Raw genomic sequence first — 17,772 nt, 5'->3', positions numbered from 1 at the left:
GAACCGACCGCGCGAAACTGTCGACCGTCAGCCCGAACTCTCGAGCTGACCACACCGAGGACCACACTCGGATTCCCACCACGTGGCGGGGCCCTATCCCCGAGGCCGCCACGTCGAGCTCGACGACACCATTCAGCTCAACTCTGCCTGCGGGAGCATCTCACTGTTCAGGGTGGGACGGTACGACTACCGAGAAGGGCCACCGTCCGCAGAGCCACCCTAGAGCCAACGGGGAAAGGCCTTCCGAACAAGCAGAAGGGGGAGCCGCCCACCGGACGGCCCCCCGATCACCACTCTTGTTCGACGGCCCCCCGCTTCGGCCGCAAAACTCACAAACCGAAACGAGGAAACCCGCAAGAGGCTCAGCTCGTGGCATTTGCGAGTTTCCGTTCGTCCTGGTCACGGTGCACATCCGTGGCACTCTAGGCAGGCGCTTTCCATGCGGGAAGCGCTGATTTCCCATGCCCCGGGCCTGTCGTCCCCGTCACGGGGGCGCTTCCCGTCGCGTCGTCGTACCTGCATCTTCATCCTTGCCACGGCCTTCTCGGGGTCCTCATGCTCCCAGACCCTCACCGCCGTCCCAGGGCAGAGAGAAGCGCCAGATGGTCAGTTGGACGAGGTCGACGACGCTGTACAGGTGATAGAGTGATGTCATGGATACACGCACCACCACCCTGCGGCTCCCCGGCCCGATAGCCGAGGCACTGGAGATCGTTGCCCGAGCCGACAACCAGTCGGTTTCCGAGGCTGTTCGGCAGGCCGTTGTCGAACACATTCGGATGCGACGCGCGGATCCGGAATTCCAGCAGAGCCTCCGTCGCCTGCTCGACTCCCAACGCGAGGTGTTCGAGAGGCTCGCTCAGCTTTGACTCAATATCTGAGTCTCGGAGACTACCTGGCGATCGCGGAGATCGTTCTCGGTATCGACGGCGAGACATTGTCCAAAAGCGCGGGTATCGGCTTGGCCGATTCTGCTCTCGCGGCACCCCAAGCGTCGTTCGGCGGCGTCGAGTTCTATCCAGCGTTCGAGCAGAAGGTCGCCGTGCTGCTCGAGCACCTCGTCAAGAATCACCCGTTACCCAACGGGAACAAGCGTGCGGCTTACGCGACCATGTGGTGATTCGTCGTCATCAATGGTCGAAGATGGACCCTGGAAGACCCCGACGAGATCGTCTCGATGATGGTCCGTGTCGCTACCGGGGAAGTCAGCACCGCGGAGCTGGCGGCGCGGGTCGCCCTGCACATCGAGGAGTGACGACGACGAGGCGCCGACTGGACCTGCAACGTGCCTGGGCACGTCTGAAAGCACGAGAGGGGAGCCGCCCACCGGGCGACTCCCCTCTTCAGCCTCCCTCCTCGAGGATCCCTCGCTCCTTCTGCAAAACTCGCAAACCGAAACGGGGAAACCGGCAAGAGGCTCAGCTCAGCTGCACCCGCTGGTGGTGCCGCAGCTCGAGCAGACGTAGCAGGAGCCGGCCCGCTGCATGACCATGCCGCACTGGTAGCAGATCGGGGCGTCCCGCTGCTCGGGCCGGGCCTGGACCCCGGGGGCCCCGGGGACCGGCCGGGCCGTCGCCGGGGAGGGGGGCACGGGGCTGACCCCGCTGTCGTCCACCAGGGGCTGGTTCACCGTCGCCGCCTCGTCCAGACCGGGGAGGGGCGGCTGGGTGCGTTCGGTGGTGGAGAGCACCCCGAGCTCCTCGCGCTCCTCCCGGCTCAGGTAGTCGAGGGCCAGCCGGCGGAAGATGTAGTCGACCAGGCTGGTGGCGATCCGCAGGTCCGGGTCGTCGGTGATGCCGGCCGGCTCGAAGCGCATGTTCGTGTACTTCCGGACGTAGGTCGACAGCGGCACGCCGTGCTGGAGGCCCAGGCTGACCGAGATGGAGAAGGCGTCCATGATCCCCGCCAGGGTCGACCCCTGCTTCGAGACCTTCATGAACACCTCGCCGGGCCGCCCGTCCTCGTACTCCCCGACGGTCACGTAGCCCTCGCAGTCGGCCACCCGGAAGGCGAAGGTGCTCGAGCGCCGCCGCCGGGGCAGCCGTTCCCGGACCGCCCCGACCACCACCGGCTCCACCTGCCCGCCCTTCGCCGCCGCCAGGGCCGCTTCCAGCTCGGCCAGCCGGCGCCGCAGCTCGGCGGTCTCCGGGACCGTCGACGCCGGGGCCTCGGCGCCCTCCTTCTTCGTGGTCTGCAGGGGCTGGGCCACCTTGCAGTTGTCCCGGTAGATGGCCACGGCCTTGATGCCCATCCGCCAGGCGTCCAGGTAGAGCTGCTCGACGTCCTCGACCGTCACGTCCTCGGGCATGTTGACCGTCTTCGAGATGGCGCCCGAGATGAACGGCTGGACGGCCGCCATCATCCGGACATGGCCCAGGTAGTGGATGGTGTTGTCCCCCATCGAGCAAGCGAAGACCGGCAGGTGCTCGGCCTTCAGGTGCGGGGCGCCCACGATGGACTTGTGCTGGTCCACGTAGGCCACGATGGCCTCCACCTGCTCCGGCCCGTACCCCAGGCGCCGCAGGGCCCGGGGGACGGTCTGGTTCACGATGGCCATCGTTCCCCCGCCCACCAGCTTCTTCGTCTTCACCAGGCTCAGGTCGGGCTCGACCCCCGTGGTGTCGCAGTCCATCAGCAGGCCGATGGTGCCCGTCGGGGCGAGCACCGACGCCTGCGCGTTGCGCACCCCGTGCTCCTCGGCCAGCTCGACCGCCTCGTCCCAGGCCTGCTGGGCGGCCCCGAGCAGCTCAGGGGGCACCAGGTCCTCGTCGATCTCCGCGGCCTTCGCCCGGTGCATCCGCAGCACCCCGAGCATCGCCTCGGCGTCCTGGTGGAAACCGGCGAAGGGCCCCATGCGGGCCGCGATCCGGGCCGAGGTGGCGTACGCCCGCCCCGTGAGCAGCGCAGTGACCGCCCCGGCCCAGGCCCGCCCCTCGTCCGAGTCGTAGGGCAGCCCCTGGGCCATGAGCAGGGCCCCCAGGTTGGCGTAGCCGATGCCCAGCTGCCGGTAGCGCCGGCTGGTCTCGGCGATCCGCTCCGTCGGGTAGTCGGCGTTGCCCACCAGGATCTCCTGGGCGGTGAAGACCACCTCCACCGCGGCCTGGAACCCCTCGACGTCGAACACCCCGTCCTCCCCCAGGAAGGCCAGCAGGTTCAGCGACGCCAGATTGCAAGCCGAGTTGTCCAGGTGCATGTACTCGGAGCAGTTCCGCACGACGACGCCGTCCACGATGTAGGAGTGGTTCCGCGGCTCGCTCAAGTTGAAGGTGAGCTCGACCCCCTCGTCAGTCCGCTCGACGAGACGCGCCGTGCGCCGAACCTCGTACCACTGGGTCCCGCCGACCAGATCGGCCAGGAGCTCCTGCTTGCGGCTGAGGGTGAAGCCGATGTGCTTCGCGAATCCCTCGATGGACTTCGAGGTGATCCGGAGGTCGTACAGGGGCGACGAGCCGTACTTCCGCAGCTCTCCGCTGCGGGTGACGTACGAGAAGCGCCCCTCGCTCTCTGGGCCCCTGGTCTGGTAGATGCGACTCGAGACGCCGAAGGTCGTCAACAGCTTCTGGACGCCCCGCAGCAGCGTCACCGACGACGAGCCGAGACCGACATAGGACCCCATGCTCTGGTTGACCACCACGCACCCGTCCGCGTCGAACAAGCCACGCAGGAACGCAGCGACAGCAGGAGCCGGGGCCTGCTCGATCGCCCACGGGACCGCCTTCTGCGGTCCTTTCACGCTCTTGACGCCGAGGGCCTCGAGGAACCGCTTGAACTGCCGGCGGCCCAGGCGCAGCTGGACAGTACCGTTTTGCTGCTCGGAGACTTTGAGTGGACGACCGCAGTTGATTCGCTCGATCAGCTCCTGGTGACGGGGAAGGATCTCGCTGCGGTCATCGGGTGAGCCATAGATCGTGGCAACGGTGGAACCGCTGGTGCTCCCGTCGCCGACGAGCCAGCCGAGGTAGTGGGCGAACTCCTCGCTCCACGTCTCGGGGAAGCTGAGCGGTTCGCCGTGGTCGCCTTTGGCTCGGTAGTGATCATGATCCGTCGGGACCGGCAAGACCAGGTCAGCGTCGACGGCCGGAGCCTCGACGTCGAGCAGCTGCACCTCGTCGTCCGTCGTCAGCTGGCTGGCTTCCACGAATCCGCGATTGACCGTGAAGATCCGATGGCCTGGCGTGCATCGCAGCTCGGCCCCGTTGTCGAAACGAAGGCGAACGATCGGGTTGTAGCCGGTGATCATGAACGCTTCGGGCGAGGTGAGCTCCACCCGCGACGCTGGTTCCTGCTCGTTCGTGGCGTCGTGGGTATAGACGAGGAACTGCTCCCCCTCTGCCACCCGGCGGACCAGCTCGACGAAGGGCACCAGGCCCTTGTTCGTGTGGACCCGCGCCGAGCCCGGGAAACACGGGTTGGACCCGTTGATCCGGCCCGCGTTCGGAGCGGTGTGCCACCGGTTGATCGTCGTGTCGTACTGCAGCCCCGGGTCGGCGCACTCCCAGGCGGCCTGGGCGATCTGCCGGAACAGGTCCCGGGCCCGCAGGGTCTTCACCACCTCACCGGTGGTCCTCGCCCGCAGCTGCCACTCCCGGTCCTCGACCACCGCCTGCATGAACTCGTCGGTCACCCGCACCGAGTTGTTCGCGTTCTGGTACTGGATCGAGAAGCTGTCCTTGCCGTCGAGGTCCATGTCGAACCCGGCGTCCCGCAGCACCCGGGCCTTGCGCTCCTCGACCGCCTTGCACCAGATGAAGTCCTCCACGTCGGGGTGGTCGACGTCGAGGATCACCATCTTCGCCGCCCGGCGGGTCTTGCCGCCCGACTTGATCGTGCCGGCCGAGGCGTCGGCCCCCCGCATGAAGCTCACCGGCCCCGAGGCCGTGCCCCCGCCCTGGAGGGGCTCCATGGACCCCCGGATCCGAGAGAGGTTCACCCCGGCGCCCGAGCCGCCCTTGAAGATGATCCCCTCCTCCCGGTACCAGTTCAGGATCGAGTCCATCGAGTCCTCGACCGAGAGGATGAAGCAGGCCGAGGCCTGCTGGGGCACGCCCTTCACCCCGATGTTGAACCACACCGGCGAGTTGAACGCCGCTCGCTGGGTGACGATCAGGTACTTCAGTTCGTCCCGGAAGGCCTCGGCCTCGGCCCGGTCCTCGAAGTAGCCGTCCTGGACGCCCCAGGCGGTGATGGTGTCCACCACCCGGTCCACCACCTGCTTCAAGGACCGCTCCCGCTCCGGCGAACCCAGGGGCCCCCGGAAGTACTTCTGGGCCAGGATGTTCGTGGCGTTCAGGCTCCAGCTGGCCGGCACCTCGACGTCGGGCTGCTCGAAGGCCACCGTCCCGTCCCGCAGGTTCGTGATCCGGGCGTCCCGGCGCTCCCAGGCCACCAGGTCGTAGGGGTGGGTGCCCTCGGTGGTGAAGTGCCGTCGGATCCCCAGGGTGCTGCGCTGCGGCGCGATGGCCATCTCGTCCTCCTCGCTGCGGGCCTCGCCTCCCGGGCTCGCCTGCCGGCCTCGTCGGCCGGGGACAGGGCGCGGCCCCGACCACAACATCTTGTGGGTTGGGGCCGCCGAGCCACGAGATCTAGGGGCAATTACAGCATCGTCATTCGGCGGGGTCAACTATCGGGGCCGGACATCGGCCCAGGTCGGCCCCCGTTCGCGAAGGTTCGCACTCGTGCCCGGGGCGACGAGGGGGCCGGGCCCCCGACCCTAGGCGGCCGGCGAGCGGTCCGCCGCGCCTTCGCTGACCAGGGCCGCCGCCTTCTTCGCGTACTGGTCGACGTACTCCTGCCCGCTCAGCTGCTGGATCTCGAAGAGCAGGGCGTCGGTCAGCCGCCGATGGGCCAGGGGGCCGGCGGCCCCCGCGGTGGCCCGCCGCACGTCCAGCGGCGGGCCGAACCGGACCTCCACGGTCCGGAAGGGCCGCAGCAGGCGGGCCCCGACGGGCTGGACCTCCCGGGTGCCGCGGATGCCGACGGGCACGACCGGCACGCCGCACTCCAGGGCCAGCCGGGCCACCCCGGTGTGGCCCCGGTACAGCCGGCCGTCGGGCGAGCGGGTGCCCTCGGGGTAGATGCCGAGGACCCCACCGGCCCGCAGGACCTCCCGGGCGGCGGCGAGCGAGCGCTCTGCGGCCGAGCCCCCCTCGCGGTGCATCGGGATCTGCCCGACCGCCCGGAAGAACCAGGCCGTCTTCCAGGACTGGAAGTACTCGGCCTTGGCGACGAAGGTCACCCGTCGCCGGACGACGAGGGGCAGGAAGAGCGAGTCGCAGAACGAGATGTGGTTCGCGGCCAGGATGACCGGCCCCCGGGGCGGCACGAAGGCCGCGCCATTGACCTTGACCCGCCAGAGCAGGCGGAAGAGGGGCGTGAGGAGGACCTTGAGGGCCCAGTAGGCCACGGGCGGACGCTACCCCAGGGACGACGCCGGCTTCGGCCCCTCGACCTGGATCTCTCCCTGTGTTTCTGGGCGATTGCCGTCGGTGGCCGATGGTGGGTTGCGAGCCTCCGGGCGCCCCGGCCCCCTCGCGCTAGCCTCCCGGCGTGGCCCGACGCCTGACCGCCCGGGGAGAGCGGCGGCGGCGCCAGCTCATGGAGGTGGCGGCCGAGCGCTTCGCCGTCGCCGGCTACCACCCGACCTCCATCGCCGACATCGTCGACGCGGTGGGGGTCGGCAAGGGCGTCTTCTACTGGTACTTCGCCTCGAAGGAGGAGCTCTTCGAGCAGATCCTCGTCGAGGCCCAGCGGGACCTGCGGCGGACCCAGCGGGCCGCCATCGCCGACGAGCCCGATCCCCTTCGCCGCATCGAGGCCGGGGTGCGGGCCTCGGTGGCCTGGCTCGACGAGCACCGGCACCTCTTCACCCTCTTCGAGCTGGCCCGGGCCGACGAGCGCTTCGCCCCGGTGATCCGCCGGGGGGAGGAGCAGGCCGTGGCCGACACCCTGCCCCACGTCGTGGCTGGCATGGACGCCGACCTGATCCGCCGGGAGGACCCGTTGGTGGTGGCCTACGCCATCTTGGGGGTCGTGGACCGCCTGACCCGGGTGCTGGTCCTCGAGGAGGACCGCCCCGCTGAGGCGGTGGCCGACGCGGCGGTCGCCTTCTGCCTCCAGGGTCTGGTCTCCCCGGCAGCCGCCCGGGCCCGCCTGGCGTTCCGCTGAACGCCCCGCCCGGGCCGGGCGTCCCGGGGAGCCGGGACGGCTCAGAGCTTCGTCAAGGTCCGCCGCAGGTTCCGGACCGCCTGGCCGATGCGCTGCTCGTTCTCGATGAGGGCGAAGCGCACGTGCCCCTCCCCGCCCGGGCCGAAGCCCTCCCCGGGCGAGACTGCCACCTCGGCCTCCTCCACGAGGAAGCGGGCGAACTCCAGCGAGCTCAGCTCCCGGTAGGGCTCGGGGATGGGAGCCCAGAGGAACATGGTCCCCCGGGGCCGCTCCACCGGCCAGCCGATCCGGCCGAGGCCGTCGCAGAGGGCGTCCCGACGGGAGCGGTAGACCTCGTTCACCGCGGCCGGGTACTCGGGGGCCTCGTTCATGGCCACGATGGCCGCGATCTGGATGGGCTGGAAGGTGCCGTAGTCCAGGTAGCTCTTCAGCTTCGTGAGCGCCGCCACGATCTGGGGGTTGCCCACCAGGAAGGCCACCCGCCAGCCGGCCATGGAGAAGGACTTCGTCATGGAGTAGAGCTCCACGGCGCACTCCTTGGCCCCGGGCACCTCGAGGATGGAGGGGGGCCGGTAGCCGTCGAAGGCGATGTCGGCGTAGGCGAAGTCGTGCACCAGGACGATCCCGTGCTCCCGAGCGAAGTCCACGATCCGCTGCATCCAGGCCAGGTCCACGCAGGCCGTCGTGGGGTTGTGGGGGAACGAGAGGATGACCACCCGGGGCTTGGGCCAGGCCGACTCCCAGGCCTCCATGAGGTTGCCGAAGAAGACCTCCGAGGTGTCCCCGCCGCCTTCGGGGACCTCGCCCAGTCGGACGTGGCGGACCTCGGCCCCGGCGAAGAGCGGGGCGTAGATGTGGATCGGGTAGGAGGGCGAGGGCACGAGGGCCGAGTCCCCCGGGCCGAGCAGGACCCACATGAGGTGGGAGAGCCCTTCCTTCGCCCCGATGGTCGTCACCACCTCGGTCTCGGGGTCCAGGTCGACCCCGAAGCGCCGCTGGTAGAGGGCGGCGACCGCCTGGCGGAGCTTCGGGATGCCGCGGCTGGCCGAGTAGCGGTGGTTCCGGGGGTTGTGGACCGCTTCGGCCAACTTCTCCACCGCCACCTCGGGCGAGGGGATGTCCGGGTTGCCGAACGCGAAGTCCACGACGTCCCGACCAGCTCGCCGGGCGGCCAGCTTCAGCGCGTCGATCTCGGCGAAGACATACGGCGGCAGCCCGGTGATCCGTCGGAACTCCATCCCCGCAGGATACCGCCGGCGCCCCCCGCCCCCCGGTCCCCCAGCCGGCGTCCGCCGGCGCCGGGCTCAGTCGGCGAGGCGGGCGGCGGCGTCGACCAGGCCCGCCAGGTCGACCGGCCAGGTGGCCACGACCCAGCGGGCCCCGGCCCGGGCCAGCTCGGCCAGCTGGCGTCGCTGGGCCCTCGGGCCCGGCCGGAGGCTGCCCCCCCAGGTCACCGGGCCGGCCCGGGCCGCGTCGGCGACGGCCGCCGGGGGGGCGGCCCAGAGGTTCACGGTGAAGCCGGCGCGCCGGGCCAGCTCGACCGTGGCCGGGGCACCGGCCCCCACCCAGACCGGCAGGCCCCGGTCGGCGAGCCGGGCGCCGAGCGCGGCCAGGGACCGGCGCCGCTGAGCGGCCGAGCGAGCGGGCACGCCGTAGGCCCGGTGCTCCGCGGCGCTCTTCGCGTCCCCGGTGCCGAGGCCGGCCACGACCCGGCCGGGGGCCAGGTCCTCGAGGGCCGCGAAGCGCCCCTCGAGGACCGGGCCGGGCACCATGCCCACCCGGGCCACCAGCGGGCCGAGCACGAGACGTTCGGTGCGGGCGGCCAGGGCTCCGAGCACGGGGAACGCCGCGAGGGCCGGGCGCTCTGGTCGGCCCATGGGCCAGAGGTGGTCGTAGACGAACACCCCGTCCACCCCGGCCGCCTCGGCCTCGCTCGCCACCGTCAGGGCCAACTCGTCGTCCCGGAAGGTCGGCAGGGCCACCCCGACCCGGAGCCGGGCCGGGCGGTCCTCGGGCGCCCCGGGCCTCACGCGGGCTCCGCCGCCCGCTGCTCCCGGGGCAGGGCCGCCGCACCGAGGGCCCCGGCCAGGGGCCCGACGGCCGCCGCCACCACCTCCACGTCCAGACGACCCTCCCCGGCCACGAGCGGGTCCCGTAGGTGCCGGCGCACCGCGGCGAGGAGCGGCTCGCCGATGGCCACCACGCCGCCGCCGAGGACCACGAGGGCGCAGTCGAGGACCTCGGCCAGGTTGGCCACCCCGATGGCCAGCCAGCGGCCCAGCTCGTCCACGAGGGCCAGGGCGTCGGGGTCCCCGGCGGTGGCGGCCGCTCCCACCAGCTCCCCGGTCACCCGCTCGGGCCGCCCCCCGGCGGCCGCCAGGGGTCCGGGCAGCCGGCCGGCCCGGGCCGCCCGCCGGGCCATCCACCCGAGGGCGGTCCCCGAGGCGTAGCGCTCCCAGCAGCCCCGCCTGCCGCAGGGGCAGCGCCGGCCCCCGGCGTGGACCACCTGGTGGCCGGCCTCCCCGGCCGCCCCCCGGGCCCCCCGGGCCAGGCGACCCCCGACGACCAGCCCGGCGCCGATCCCGGTGCCCACGGTCACCACGACGACGTCGCTGGCCCCCCGGGCCGCCCCGAAGCGCCACTCGGCCAGGGTGGCGCAGGTGGCGTCGTTGTCGGCCGCCACCTCGGCGTCGCGCACCCCGACGGCCCCGAGGGCCCGCTCCAAGAGGTCGAGCACCGGGACCCCCTCGGCCGCCTGCAGGTTCGGGGCCCGCCGGAGCCGCCCGTCGGCCCCGACGATCCCCGGCAGGCCCAGCCCGGCGCCCCGCACCCCCTCGGGCCCGCCCAGCTGGCCGAGGAGGTCCTCCAGGACCGCCTGGACCCCGTCCTCGAGCCGCTGCGCCCCCCCGTGGTCCGGCCGGACCGGCCGGCGGGCGCTCGCCACCGCAGTGCCGTCCTCGGCCAGGGCGAGCCCCAGCAGCTTGGTCCCCCCGACGTCGACCCCGAGCCAGTAGGGACCCTCGCCCATCAGGCGGTGATCTGGGACTCGACCCGGCTCTTCAGCTCGGCCAGGGCGGCGTGCACGATCCGGCTCTGGGCCCGGCGCTTGATGAAGCCTGGCAGGGGCACCCGGAGGGCGACCTCGAGGCTGTAGGTCACCTCCGTCCCTCCCTCGGGCAGGGGCCGGAAGGTGTAGGAGCCGTCCATGCGGCTCGTCAGGTCCCCGTCGAGCTGGCTCCAGGAGTCGTAGCGCAGGCGGTAGCTGGTGCTCCGGCCGAAAGCCGCGGCCCGGAAGGCCACCACCGCCGGTCGGCCCTCCTCGTCCCGGGACTCCACCTGGACGGCCTTCACGTCGGCCACCCACTCCGGGTAGCGCTCCACGTCGGCCACCACGGCGAAGCAGGCCTCAGGATCGGCAGACACGACCATCCGCTGGACGGCTTGCTCGGCCACCTGCGCTCCTCCCGCTCCCTCGGCCCGAGGAGCCGGCCCGCCGGCCCCCGGGTCCCCCCTCGCTCCTGGCTGCCCGGCCGGGCGGCTGGCGCTCCCCGGCCGGAGGTCCTCAGCCGGGCTGGCTGAGCCGGGCGAGGGCCGCCCCAAGCCTACGTGCCAGCCGGTCGTAGTCGGCGAGCCGCTCCGCTCGGCGTCGGGCCGCGGCCCCCATGGCCGTCCGGCGGCAGGGGTCGACGAGGGCCCGGCGCAGGGCGGCAGCCACGGCGGCCGGGTCCCCGGGGCGGTCGACCACCCAGCCGGTCTCGCCGTCGGCCACGGCCTCGGGCGCACCGCCGCTGCGGCCCGCCACCTGGGGCACCCCGCAGGCCGCGGCCTCCAGGAAGACGATGCCGAACCCCTCCTGCTCCAGGCCGCCCCAGCGGTCCCGGCAGACCATGCAGAAGACGTCGGCCGCCCCGTAGAGGGCCGGCAGCTCCTCGTCGGCCAGCCGGCCGAGGAACCGCACCGGCGCGCCCCGGCGGGCCGCCAGGGCGGCCAGCCGCCGGCGGTCCCGCCCGTCCCCGGCAATGGCCACCTCCAGGTCCGGGAACCCCGCCGCGAGGCGGGCCGCCGCCTCGATCAGCACGTCCATGCCCTTCCGGGGCACCAGCCGGCTCACGCTCACCACCAGGGGACCCTCGGGGCGCAGCCCCAGGGCGGCCCGGGCCGCCGGCCGCTTCCCCGGCTCGAGGGGCGAGAACCGGGCCAGGTCCACCCCCGGGGGCACCTCGACCACCGGCGGCAGGGTCCGGCATGCCCGGCGGGCCTCCGCCAGGGGGTAGCCCCCGGCGGCCACCAGCAGGTCCGCGCCGGCCAGCACCCGGGCCAGGAGCCCCCGGGCCAGGGGCAGGCGGGCCGGCACGGTCACCTCGGCCCCGTGGAGGACCACGGCGTAGGGCAGGCCGAGGGCCGGGCCGAGGAGGCCCAGGGGGAGGGCCGGGTCGAGGACCACGGCCCGGGCCCCGCTCCGTCGGGCCACGCTGCGAACCAGCTCGGCGGTCCGGGGGGTCGGGAGGAGCACGGGGCCGGGGGCCCGAAGGACCCGGACCCCGCTGGCGGCGGCCTGCCGGTCGAAGGCAGCGGCCCCGGGGTGGGAGCTGGCGGTGAGCACCAGGAACTCGGCGGGGTCGAGGCGCCGCCAGAGCTCCCAGAGGTAGCTCTGGATGCCGCCCACCTTCGGGGGGAAGTCGTTCGTCACCAGCAGGTGGCGGGCCCGCCAACGCTCAGGCACCCGGTCATGCTGGCAGACCAGCCAGCTGGGCGCGCCAGCCTGCTCCTACCATGGCCGGGTGCCCGCACCGTTCGGCCGCCCCGTCCCCGGCCCGCCGGTCGCCCCCGAGGCCGACCCGCTCCTGCCCGACCGGCCGCCCCGGGAGGCCCGCTTCGCCGTGGTCGACGTGGAGACCACCGGGGGCTCGCCCAGCGAGGCGGCCCTCACCGAGATCGCCGTCGGGGTCTTCGTCGACGGCCACTGCCTGGAGCTCTACGAGCAGCTGATCGACCCCCAGGTGCCGATCCCGCCGTTCATCACCCAGCTGACCGGCATCTCGGCGGCCATGGTGGCCGGGGCCCCGCCGGTGGCGGCGGTGCTGCCCGAGGTGCTGCGGCGCCTGGAGGGCTGCGTCCTGGTCGGCCACAACCTGCCCTTCGACCTGTCTTTCCTCAACGCGGCCCTCACGGCCGTGCGGCACCCGCCGCTGCCCCACCCCCGCCTGGACACCTTGGTCCTGGCCCGCTGGGCCCTGGCCGGCCAGGTCCCGAACTTCCGCCTGGCCACGCTGGCCGAGGCCCTCGGTCTCGACCACCAGCCGGCCCACCGGGCGGCGAGCGACGTCCTGGCGACCGCCGAGCTGCTCTACCTCCTGCTGGATCGCCTGGCCGAGCACGGCGTGCGCACCCTTTCGGACCTCCAGCGCTCCCCAGCGTGGGCCCGGGCGGTCCGCTGGGGCCGGGCCGGCCGGCCGTCGCACCCCTAGGCTCGGGGCGTGCTCCACGCCTTCGTCCTGGTCCACGCCGACCCGCCGGACATCGCCCGGGTGGCCGAGCAGCTGGCCGAGGTGCCCGGGGTGACCGAGGTCTTCTCGGTGGCCGGCGGGGTCTGCGACGTCGTGGCCATCGTGCGGGTCCGGGCCCACGAGGAGCTGGTCGAGGTGGTGACCGGGCGGGTGACCGCTGTCCCGGGGGTCCGCCGGACCACCACCCTGGTCGCATTCCAGGCCTACAGCCGCCACGACCTCGAGGCCCTCTGGGACCTCGGCCCGGCCTGAGGGACCGAGCCGGCCCCGTGACCGGCCCAGGAGCCAGCCCCGTGGCCGGCCCAGTGGCCGGCTCAGTGGCCGGCGGCCGCTTCCCGGGTGGAGACCTCGACGAGGCGGTCCAAGGTGGCCGCTGCGGCCCCGCTGTCGACCGCCTCGGCGGCACGGGCCAGGCCGTCGGCGAGGTCGGCCACCTGGCCGGCGACGAGGAGGCCAGCGGCGGCGTTGAGGAGCACGACGTCCCGCCGGGGCCCTGGGGCGCCGGCCAGGACCTCCCGAGCGAAGCGGGCGTTCGTGGCCGGGTCCCCGCCCCGGAGGTCGGCGAGGCGGGCCGGGGCCAGCCCGAGGGCCGCCGGGTCGACCACGAGCGCCGTGGTCGACCCCCCGGGGGCGGCGTCGCGGTCATAGAAGAGGGCGTGGCTCGGCCCGGTGGTGGAGAGCTCGTCGAGGCCGTCGGCCCCGTGGACCACCATGGCCCGCCGGGCCCCGTTCGCCACGAGCACGGCCAGCATCCGTTCCGCGAGGGCCGGGTCGTTGACCCCGACGAGCTGCAGGCGGGCCCGGGCCGGGTTGGCCAGGGGGCCAAGCAGGTTGAAGACCGTCGCCACCCCGAGGTCCCGCCGGACCGGGGCGGCGTGCCGCATGGCCGGGTGGAAGCGGGGCGCGAAGCAGAAACCGATGGTGGCCTCGGCGACGCAGGCCTCGACCCCCTTCGGCCCGAGGTCGATGGCCACGCCGAGGGCCTCGAGGACGTCGGCCGAGCCGGTGGCCGAGGAGGCCGCCCGGCCGCCGTGCTTGCAGACCGGCTGGCCGCAGGCCGCGACGACCAGGGCGGCGAGGGTCGAGACGTTGATGGACGCGCTGCGGTCCCCGCCGGTGCCGCAGGTGTCGAGGACCTCCACCCCGAGCCGCAGGGGCTCGGCGTGGTCGAGCATGGCCCGGACCAGGCCGGTCATCTCCTCGGCGCTCTCCCCCTTGGCTCGCAGGGCGACGACGAACCCGGCGATCTGGGCCGGGGTGGCCTCGCCGCGGAGGACCTCCCCGAGGGCGACGGCCGCCTCCTCGGCCGAGAGGTCCTGGCGGGCCAGGAGCCGCCCGAGCACCCCGGGCCAGCCGCCCAGGTCGGCCATGCTCGGCGCGGCGCTCACTGCACCGGGCCCTTCGGGCGCCGCCGGATCAGTCCCACCAGAGGTCGCCGGCCAGGACCCCCCGGGCGATGAGGCCCAGCTGGACCTGGCTGGTGCCCTCCACGATGGTGAGCTGCCGGGCGTCCCGGTACCACTGCTCGGTGGGGTGGTCCTCCATGTAGCCGGCTGCGCCGAGCAGCTGGACCGCGAGCCCCGAGGCCCGGACGGCGAGCTCGGTGGCGTGGTACTTGGCCATGGAGAGGAACGGCACCCACTCCTTCGTGAACTTGCCTTGGTCGGCCAGCCAGGCCGCCCGGTAGGTCAGGAGGCGAGCCGCCTCGATCTCGACGGCGCACTTCGCGATCTCCCACTGGATCCTTCACGTAGCGGGTGGCGTACATGAGGGCCCCCTCGGCCAGCCCGATGCCCCGGGCGGCCACGATGGGCCGCATGGCGTTCAGGCCCAGCATGGCCAGCCGGAAGCCGCCGACCTCCCCGATGACGTTCTCCGGGGGCACCCGGACCTCGTCGAGGAGCAGCTCGCCGGTGTCGACCCCCCGGACCCCCATCTTCCGGTCGGTCCGCCCGACCGAGACCCCCGGCCAGGACCGCTCGACGATGAAGGCGGTGATGGCATCGTGGGCCCGGCTGGCCGGGTCCCCGGTCTTGGCGAACACCGTGTACCAGTCGGCTTCCCGCACCCCGGACATCCAGCACTTGGTGCCCGAGAGGATCCAGCCGCCGGGCCGGTCGGGGTCCGGCACGGCCCGGGTCCGCATCCCGGCCACGTCCGAGCCGGCCTGGGGCTCGGAGAGGCCGAAGGCCGCTCGGCTGATCCCCGCGGCGATGCCCGGCAGGTAGCGCTGCTTCTGCTCCTCGGAGCCGGCGATCATGACCGGCCCGGTGGGCAGGCGGGTGAGGAGCAGCATGAGGGCCGCGGTGTTCGAGTGCTTCGCCACCTCCTCGATGGCGATGGTCAGGCCCAGGATCCCCGCCCCCGAGCCCCCGTAGGCCTCGGGGATGCAGAGCCCGAGCAGCCCGGCGTCCCGGAAGACCTCGAAGAGGTCCTGGGGGTACTCGCCGGTCCGGTCGATCTCCCGGGCCCGGGGCGCCACCTTGTCCTGGGCCAGGCGCCGCACGGTCCGCTGCAGCTCGGCCAGCTCCGGGGTGAGCTCGAAGTCCATGGGCCCGAAGGCTATTGCCCCCGCCACCGGCCCTGCGAGGCTGGGTGGCCCCCGAGGCGAACGGACCCGCCGGTACGCTGGCCTCGTGGCAGGTCCCTCCGGTGCCCCCGAGCCCGCGCTGGTCGCCCCGGGCGGTGCCGGGCCCCGCTCGCTCCTCGGGAGCCCACCGGCCGACCTGCCGGACCCGGCCGAGGCGGCCGTCTGGGTGCGGGACCTCACCCGGCGCTTCAGCAGCTTCGAGGCGGTCCGGGGCATCCGCTTCGCCGTGGCCCCGGGTGAGACCTTCGGCTTCCTCGGGCCGAACGGGGCCGGGAAGTCCACGACCATCGCCATGCTCTGCACCCTCCTGCGGCCGACCTCGGGCACGGCGCTCGTGGGCGGCTACGACGTGGTGGCCGCCCGGGCCGAGGTCCGGCGGCGCATCGGCCTGGTGTTCCAGGACACCACCCTGGACGACTACCTGACCGCCGAGGAGAACCTGCGCTTCCACGCCGAGCTCTACGGCCTGCCCCGCCGGCAGGCCGCCGAGCGGCTGGACGCCGTGCTCGCCATGGTCGGCCTGGCCGACCGCCGCCGGAGCATCGTCCGGACCTTCTCCGGCGGCATGAAGCGCCGCCTGGAGATCGCCCGGGGCCTGCTCCACTCGCCCCGGGTGCTGTTCCTGGACGAGCCGACCGTGGGCCTCGACCCCCAGACCCGGGCCCACATCTGGGAGTACGTGGACCAGCTGCGCCAGGCCGAGGCCATCACCATGTTCCTGACCACCCACTACATGGACGAGGCCGAGCACTGCGACCGGATCGCCATCGTGGACCAGGGCCGGATCGTGGTCATGGACACCCCCGAGGCCCTGAAGGCCAGCGTCGGCCAGGACCGGGTGGAGATCCAGACCGCCGACGACGCCCGGGCCGCCGAGGCCCTGGCCGAGCGCTTCGGAATCCAGGCCGCCAGGGGCGGCGAGGGCCTGACCTTCCACGTGGCCGGCGGGGAGTCCTTCGTGCCCCGCCTCTTCGCCGAGCTGCCGGTGGCCATCGCCTCGGTCCGCATCGCCCGGCCCACCCTCGACGACGTCTTCATGGCCTACACCGGCCGGAGCATCCGGGACGCCGAGGCCTCCGCCGGGGAGCGCCTCGGCGCGTCCCCCTGGATTCGGGCCAGGCGCCGATGACCGAGCTCCGTCCGCCGCTGCCCCCGGCGGCCGTCCCGCCCGGCGAGGAGGTCGGTTCCCCTCGACTGGCGCCGGTGGCGGTCCACGTGGCCGGGGGCACCCTCCGGGAGGACCTCCGGGCCGTCCGGGTGGTCTGGCGCCGCGAGCTCATCCGCTTCGCCCGCAACCGCCTGCGGATCGTCACCTCCCTGGTCCAGCCGGTCCTGTTTCTCTTCGTCCTCGGCACCGGCCTCTCGACCCTCGTGGCCCGGGGCATCCCGGGGGCCACGACCACCAGCTTCCGGACCTTCATGTTCCCGGGCGTGGTCGCCATGACGGTCCTCTTCACCGCCATCTTCTCGGCCGTCTCGATCGTCTGGGACCGCGAGTTCGGCTTCCTCCGGGAGATGCTCGTGGCCCCGGTGCGCCGCGGGGCGCTGGTGGCCGGCAAGTGCCTGGGCGGGGCCACCGTGGCCACTGTCCAGGCGGTCATCATGCTGGCCCTGGCGGGCCTGGTCGGGGTGCCCTACGACCCCCTGCTGCTGTTGACCCTGGTGGGCGAGATGCTCCTTGCGGCCCTGGCCATCACCGCCCTCGGCACCCTCCTCGCCTCCCGCATGGCTCAGGTCGAGTCGTTCCAGGTGGTCATGCAGTTCGTCGTCCTGCCGCTCTTCTTCCTCTCGGGCGCGCTCTTCCCGCTCCGGGCCCTGCCGGCGTGGCTGGCGGCGCTCACGAAGATCGACCCCTTGGCCTACGTCGTCGACCCCATGCGCCGGGCGGTCTTCGCCCACGTCCACACCTCGCCGGCCGTCCGCCGCCTCTTCGGCGCCGCCATGACCTGGGACGGCTGGCGGGTGCCGGTCGGTGTCGAACTGGGGCTCACCGCCCTGCTGGCCGCGCTGTTCCTCGGCGCCGCGGTGGCCGCGTTCTCCAAGAGCGACTGACCCTCGGCCCGCCGACCGCAGGCGACGCCAAGGCCCCTTCGTCGAGACCCGGCCGGGGGCAGAGGCCCCGGGTCAGGCGGAGCGCCGACGCTGGCGGAGGATCCGGCGGCGTTCCCGCTCGGTCGCCCCGCCCCAGACCCCTTCCCGCTCCCGGTGGGCCAGGGCGTGCTCCAAGCAGGCCTCGCGCACCGGGCAGACACCGCAGATGGCCTTGGCCTCCTCGGCGTCCTCGTCCGACGCCGGGTAGAACACCTCCGGGTCGATGCCCCGGCAGGCGGCTCGCTTGCGCCAGCTGGCGGTCGAAAGGGCGGTCATCGGGATCACATCCTCGGGTGCAGTACCCGTCTCGGCTCCAACGGTGGTCAGGACCCGTCCCGAGGGATGCCGATGCTCGCCACCAGCCTCGGGAGCGGAAGCGCGATTATCGCGAATCCGCAGCTCCCTGTCCAGGGATCCCCA

The 17,772-nt window shown here is 73.4% G+C and carries 17 protein-coding genes; 7 read left to right on the top strand and 10 right to left on the bottom strand.

Annotated elements, in window-relative coordinates:
* Positions 1–653: 653 nt before the first annotated feature.
* Together Acit_RS07620 and Acit_RS07615 are read left to right on the top strand one after the other, a co-directional pair.
* Positions 654–869, top strand: a complete 216-nt coding sequence (locus Acit_RS07620; RefSeq protein ID WP_248107638.1) for a YlcI/YnfO family protein — start codon at positions 654–656, stop codon at positions 867–869.
* Positions 866–1,120 carry a type II toxin-antitoxin system death-on-curing family toxin gene (locus tag Acit_RS07615; RefSeq protein ID WP_248107635.1) on the top strand — a complete coding sequence of 85 codons (255 nt, stop codon included), beginning with the start codon at positions 866–868 and terminating at the stop codon, positions 1,118–1,120. The genes Acit_RS07620 and Acit_RS07615 overlap by 4 nt, the downstream gene beginning before the upstream one ends.
* A gap of 303 nt (positions 1,121–1,423) precedes the next feature.
* Here the strand turns inward: Acit_RS07615 and Acit_RS07610 are convergent, their stop codons facing one another.
* A complete protein-coding gene (locus Acit_RS07610) occupies positions 1,424–5,464 on the bottom strand; it encodes a ribonucleotide reductase barrel domain-containing protein (protein ID WP_248107632.1) in 4,041 nt (1,346 codons plus the stop codon).
* 246 nt (positions 5,465–5,710) lie between these two features.
* Positions 5,711–6,403, bottom strand: coding sequence for a lysophospholipid acyltransferase family protein (locus Acit_RS07605; protein WP_248107629.1), 693 nt, complete (start codon positions 6,401–6,403; stop codon positions 5,711–5,713).
* Positions 6,404–6,546: 143 nt separating this feature from the next.
* On the opposite strand from Acit_RS07605, the gene Acit_RS07600 reads away from it, so the two are divergent.
* Positions 6,547–7,164, top strand: a complete 618-nt coding sequence (locus Acit_RS07600; RefSeq protein ID WP_248107626.1) for a TetR/AcrR family transcriptional regulator — start codon at positions 6,547–6,549, stop codon at positions 7,162–7,164.
* Positions 7,165–7,205: 41 nt separating this feature from the next.
* On the opposite strand, the gene Acit_RS07595 is transcribed toward Acit_RS07600, so the two are convergent.
* From Acit_RS07595 to Acit_RS13070, 5 genes are all read right to left on the bottom strand, one after another.
* Entirely contained in the window at positions 7,206–8,402 is a 1,197-nt protein-coding gene (locus Acit_RS07595; protein WP_248107623.1) for an aminotransferase class I/II-fold pyridoxal phosphate-dependent enzyme, read from the bottom strand.
* Positions 8,403–8,468: 66 nt separating this feature from the next.
* On the bottom strand, positions 8,469–9,194 hold the full coding sequence (locus Acit_RS07590; RefSeq protein WP_248107620.1) for an LLM class flavin-dependent oxidoreductase: 726 nt from the start codon (positions 9,192–9,194) through the stop codon (positions 8,469–8,471).
* Complete coding sequence (locus Acit_RS07585; protein WP_248107617.1) at positions 9,191–10,192, bottom strand: ROK family protein; 1,002 nt, start codon at positions 10,190–10,192, stop codon at positions 9,191–9,193. Before Acit_RS07585 ends, Acit_RS07590 begins: the two co-directional genes overlap by 4 nt.
* Positions 10,192–10,617: an SRPBCC family protein gene (locus tag Acit_RS07580; protein ID WP_248107614.1), complete on the bottom strand. Its 426-nt coding sequence runs from the start codon at positions 10,615–10,617 to the stop codon at positions 10,192–10,194. Before Acit_RS07580 ends, Acit_RS07585 begins: the two co-directional genes overlap by 1 nt.
* A 109-nt stretch (positions 10,618–10,726) precedes the next feature.
* Complete coding sequence (locus Acit_RS13070) at positions 10,727–11,887, bottom strand: glycosyltransferase family 4 protein (protein ID WP_312710165.1); 1,161 nt, start codon at positions 11,885–11,887, stop codon at positions 10,727–10,729.
* A gap of 58 nt (positions 11,888–11,945) precedes the next feature.
* On the opposite strand from Acit_RS13070, the gene Acit_RS07570 reads away from it, so the two are divergent.
* Together Acit_RS07570 and Acit_RS13065 are read left to right on the top strand one after the other, a co-directional pair.
* Positions 11,946–12,632, top strand: coding sequence for a 3'-5' exonuclease (locus Acit_RS07570; protein WP_248107612.1), 687 nt, complete (start codon positions 11,946–11,948; stop codon positions 12,630–12,632).
* Between the two features lie 9 nt (positions 12,633–12,641).
* Positions 12,642–12,923, top strand: a complete 282-nt coding sequence (locus Acit_RS13065) for an Lrp/AsnC family transcriptional regulator (protein WP_312710161.1) — start codon at positions 12,642–12,644, stop codon at positions 12,921–12,923.
* A 62-nt stretch (positions 12,924–12,985) separates the two neighbouring features.
* Here Acit_RS13065 and trpD read toward each other — a convergent pair whose 3' ends face one another.
* Together trpD and Acit_RS14050 are read right to left on the bottom strand one after the other, a co-directional pair.
* Entirely contained in the window at positions 12,986–14,041 is a 1,056-nt protein-coding gene (gene trpD, locus Acit_RS07560; RefSeq protein ID WP_282436553.1) for an anthranilate phosphoribosyltransferase, read from the bottom strand.
* Between the two features lie 14 nt (positions 14,042–14,055).
* Positions 14,056–15,222, bottom strand: a complete 1,167-nt coding sequence (locus tag Acit_RS14050; protein ID WP_248107606.1) for an acyl-CoA dehydrogenase family protein — start codon at positions 15,220–15,222, stop codon at positions 14,056–14,058.
* 175 nt (positions 15,223–15,397) lie between these two features.
* Between Acit_RS14050 and Acit_RS07550 the strand changes: the two genes are divergently transcribed.
* The gene (locus Acit_RS07550; protein ID WP_376746030.1) at positions 15,398–16,390 is read left to right on the top strand and encodes an ATP-binding cassette domain-containing protein; all 993 of its coding nucleotides are present in this window, start codon (positions 15,398–15,400) and stop codon (positions 16,388–16,390) included.
* Positions 16,387–17,313: an ABC transporter permease gene (locus Acit_RS07545; RefSeq protein ID WP_282436532.1), complete on the top strand. Its 927-nt coding sequence runs from the start codon at positions 16,387–16,389 to the stop codon at positions 17,311–17,313. Before Acit_RS07550 ends, Acit_RS07545 begins: the two co-directional genes overlap by 4 nt.
* Positions 17,314–17,385: 72 nt before the next feature.
* On the opposite strand, the gene Acit_RS07540 is transcribed toward Acit_RS07545, so the two are convergent.
* A complete protein-coding gene (locus Acit_RS07540; protein ID WP_248107594.1) occupies positions 17,386–17,628 on the bottom strand; it encodes a WhiB family transcriptional regulator in 243 nt (80 codons plus the stop codon).
* Between the last annotated feature and the right edge of the window lie 144 nt (positions 17,629–17,772).

Origin of the sequence: Aciditerrimonas ferrireducens (assembly GCF_023130475.1) — a bacterium.
Taxonomy (GTDB): Bacteria; Actinomycetota; Acidimicrobiia; order Acidimicrobiales; family UBA8190; genus Aciditerrimonas; species Aciditerrimonas ferrireducens.
The sequence above is the reverse complement of the archived record's forward strand: the minus strand, read 5'-3'. Positions and strand labels throughout refer to the sequence as shown.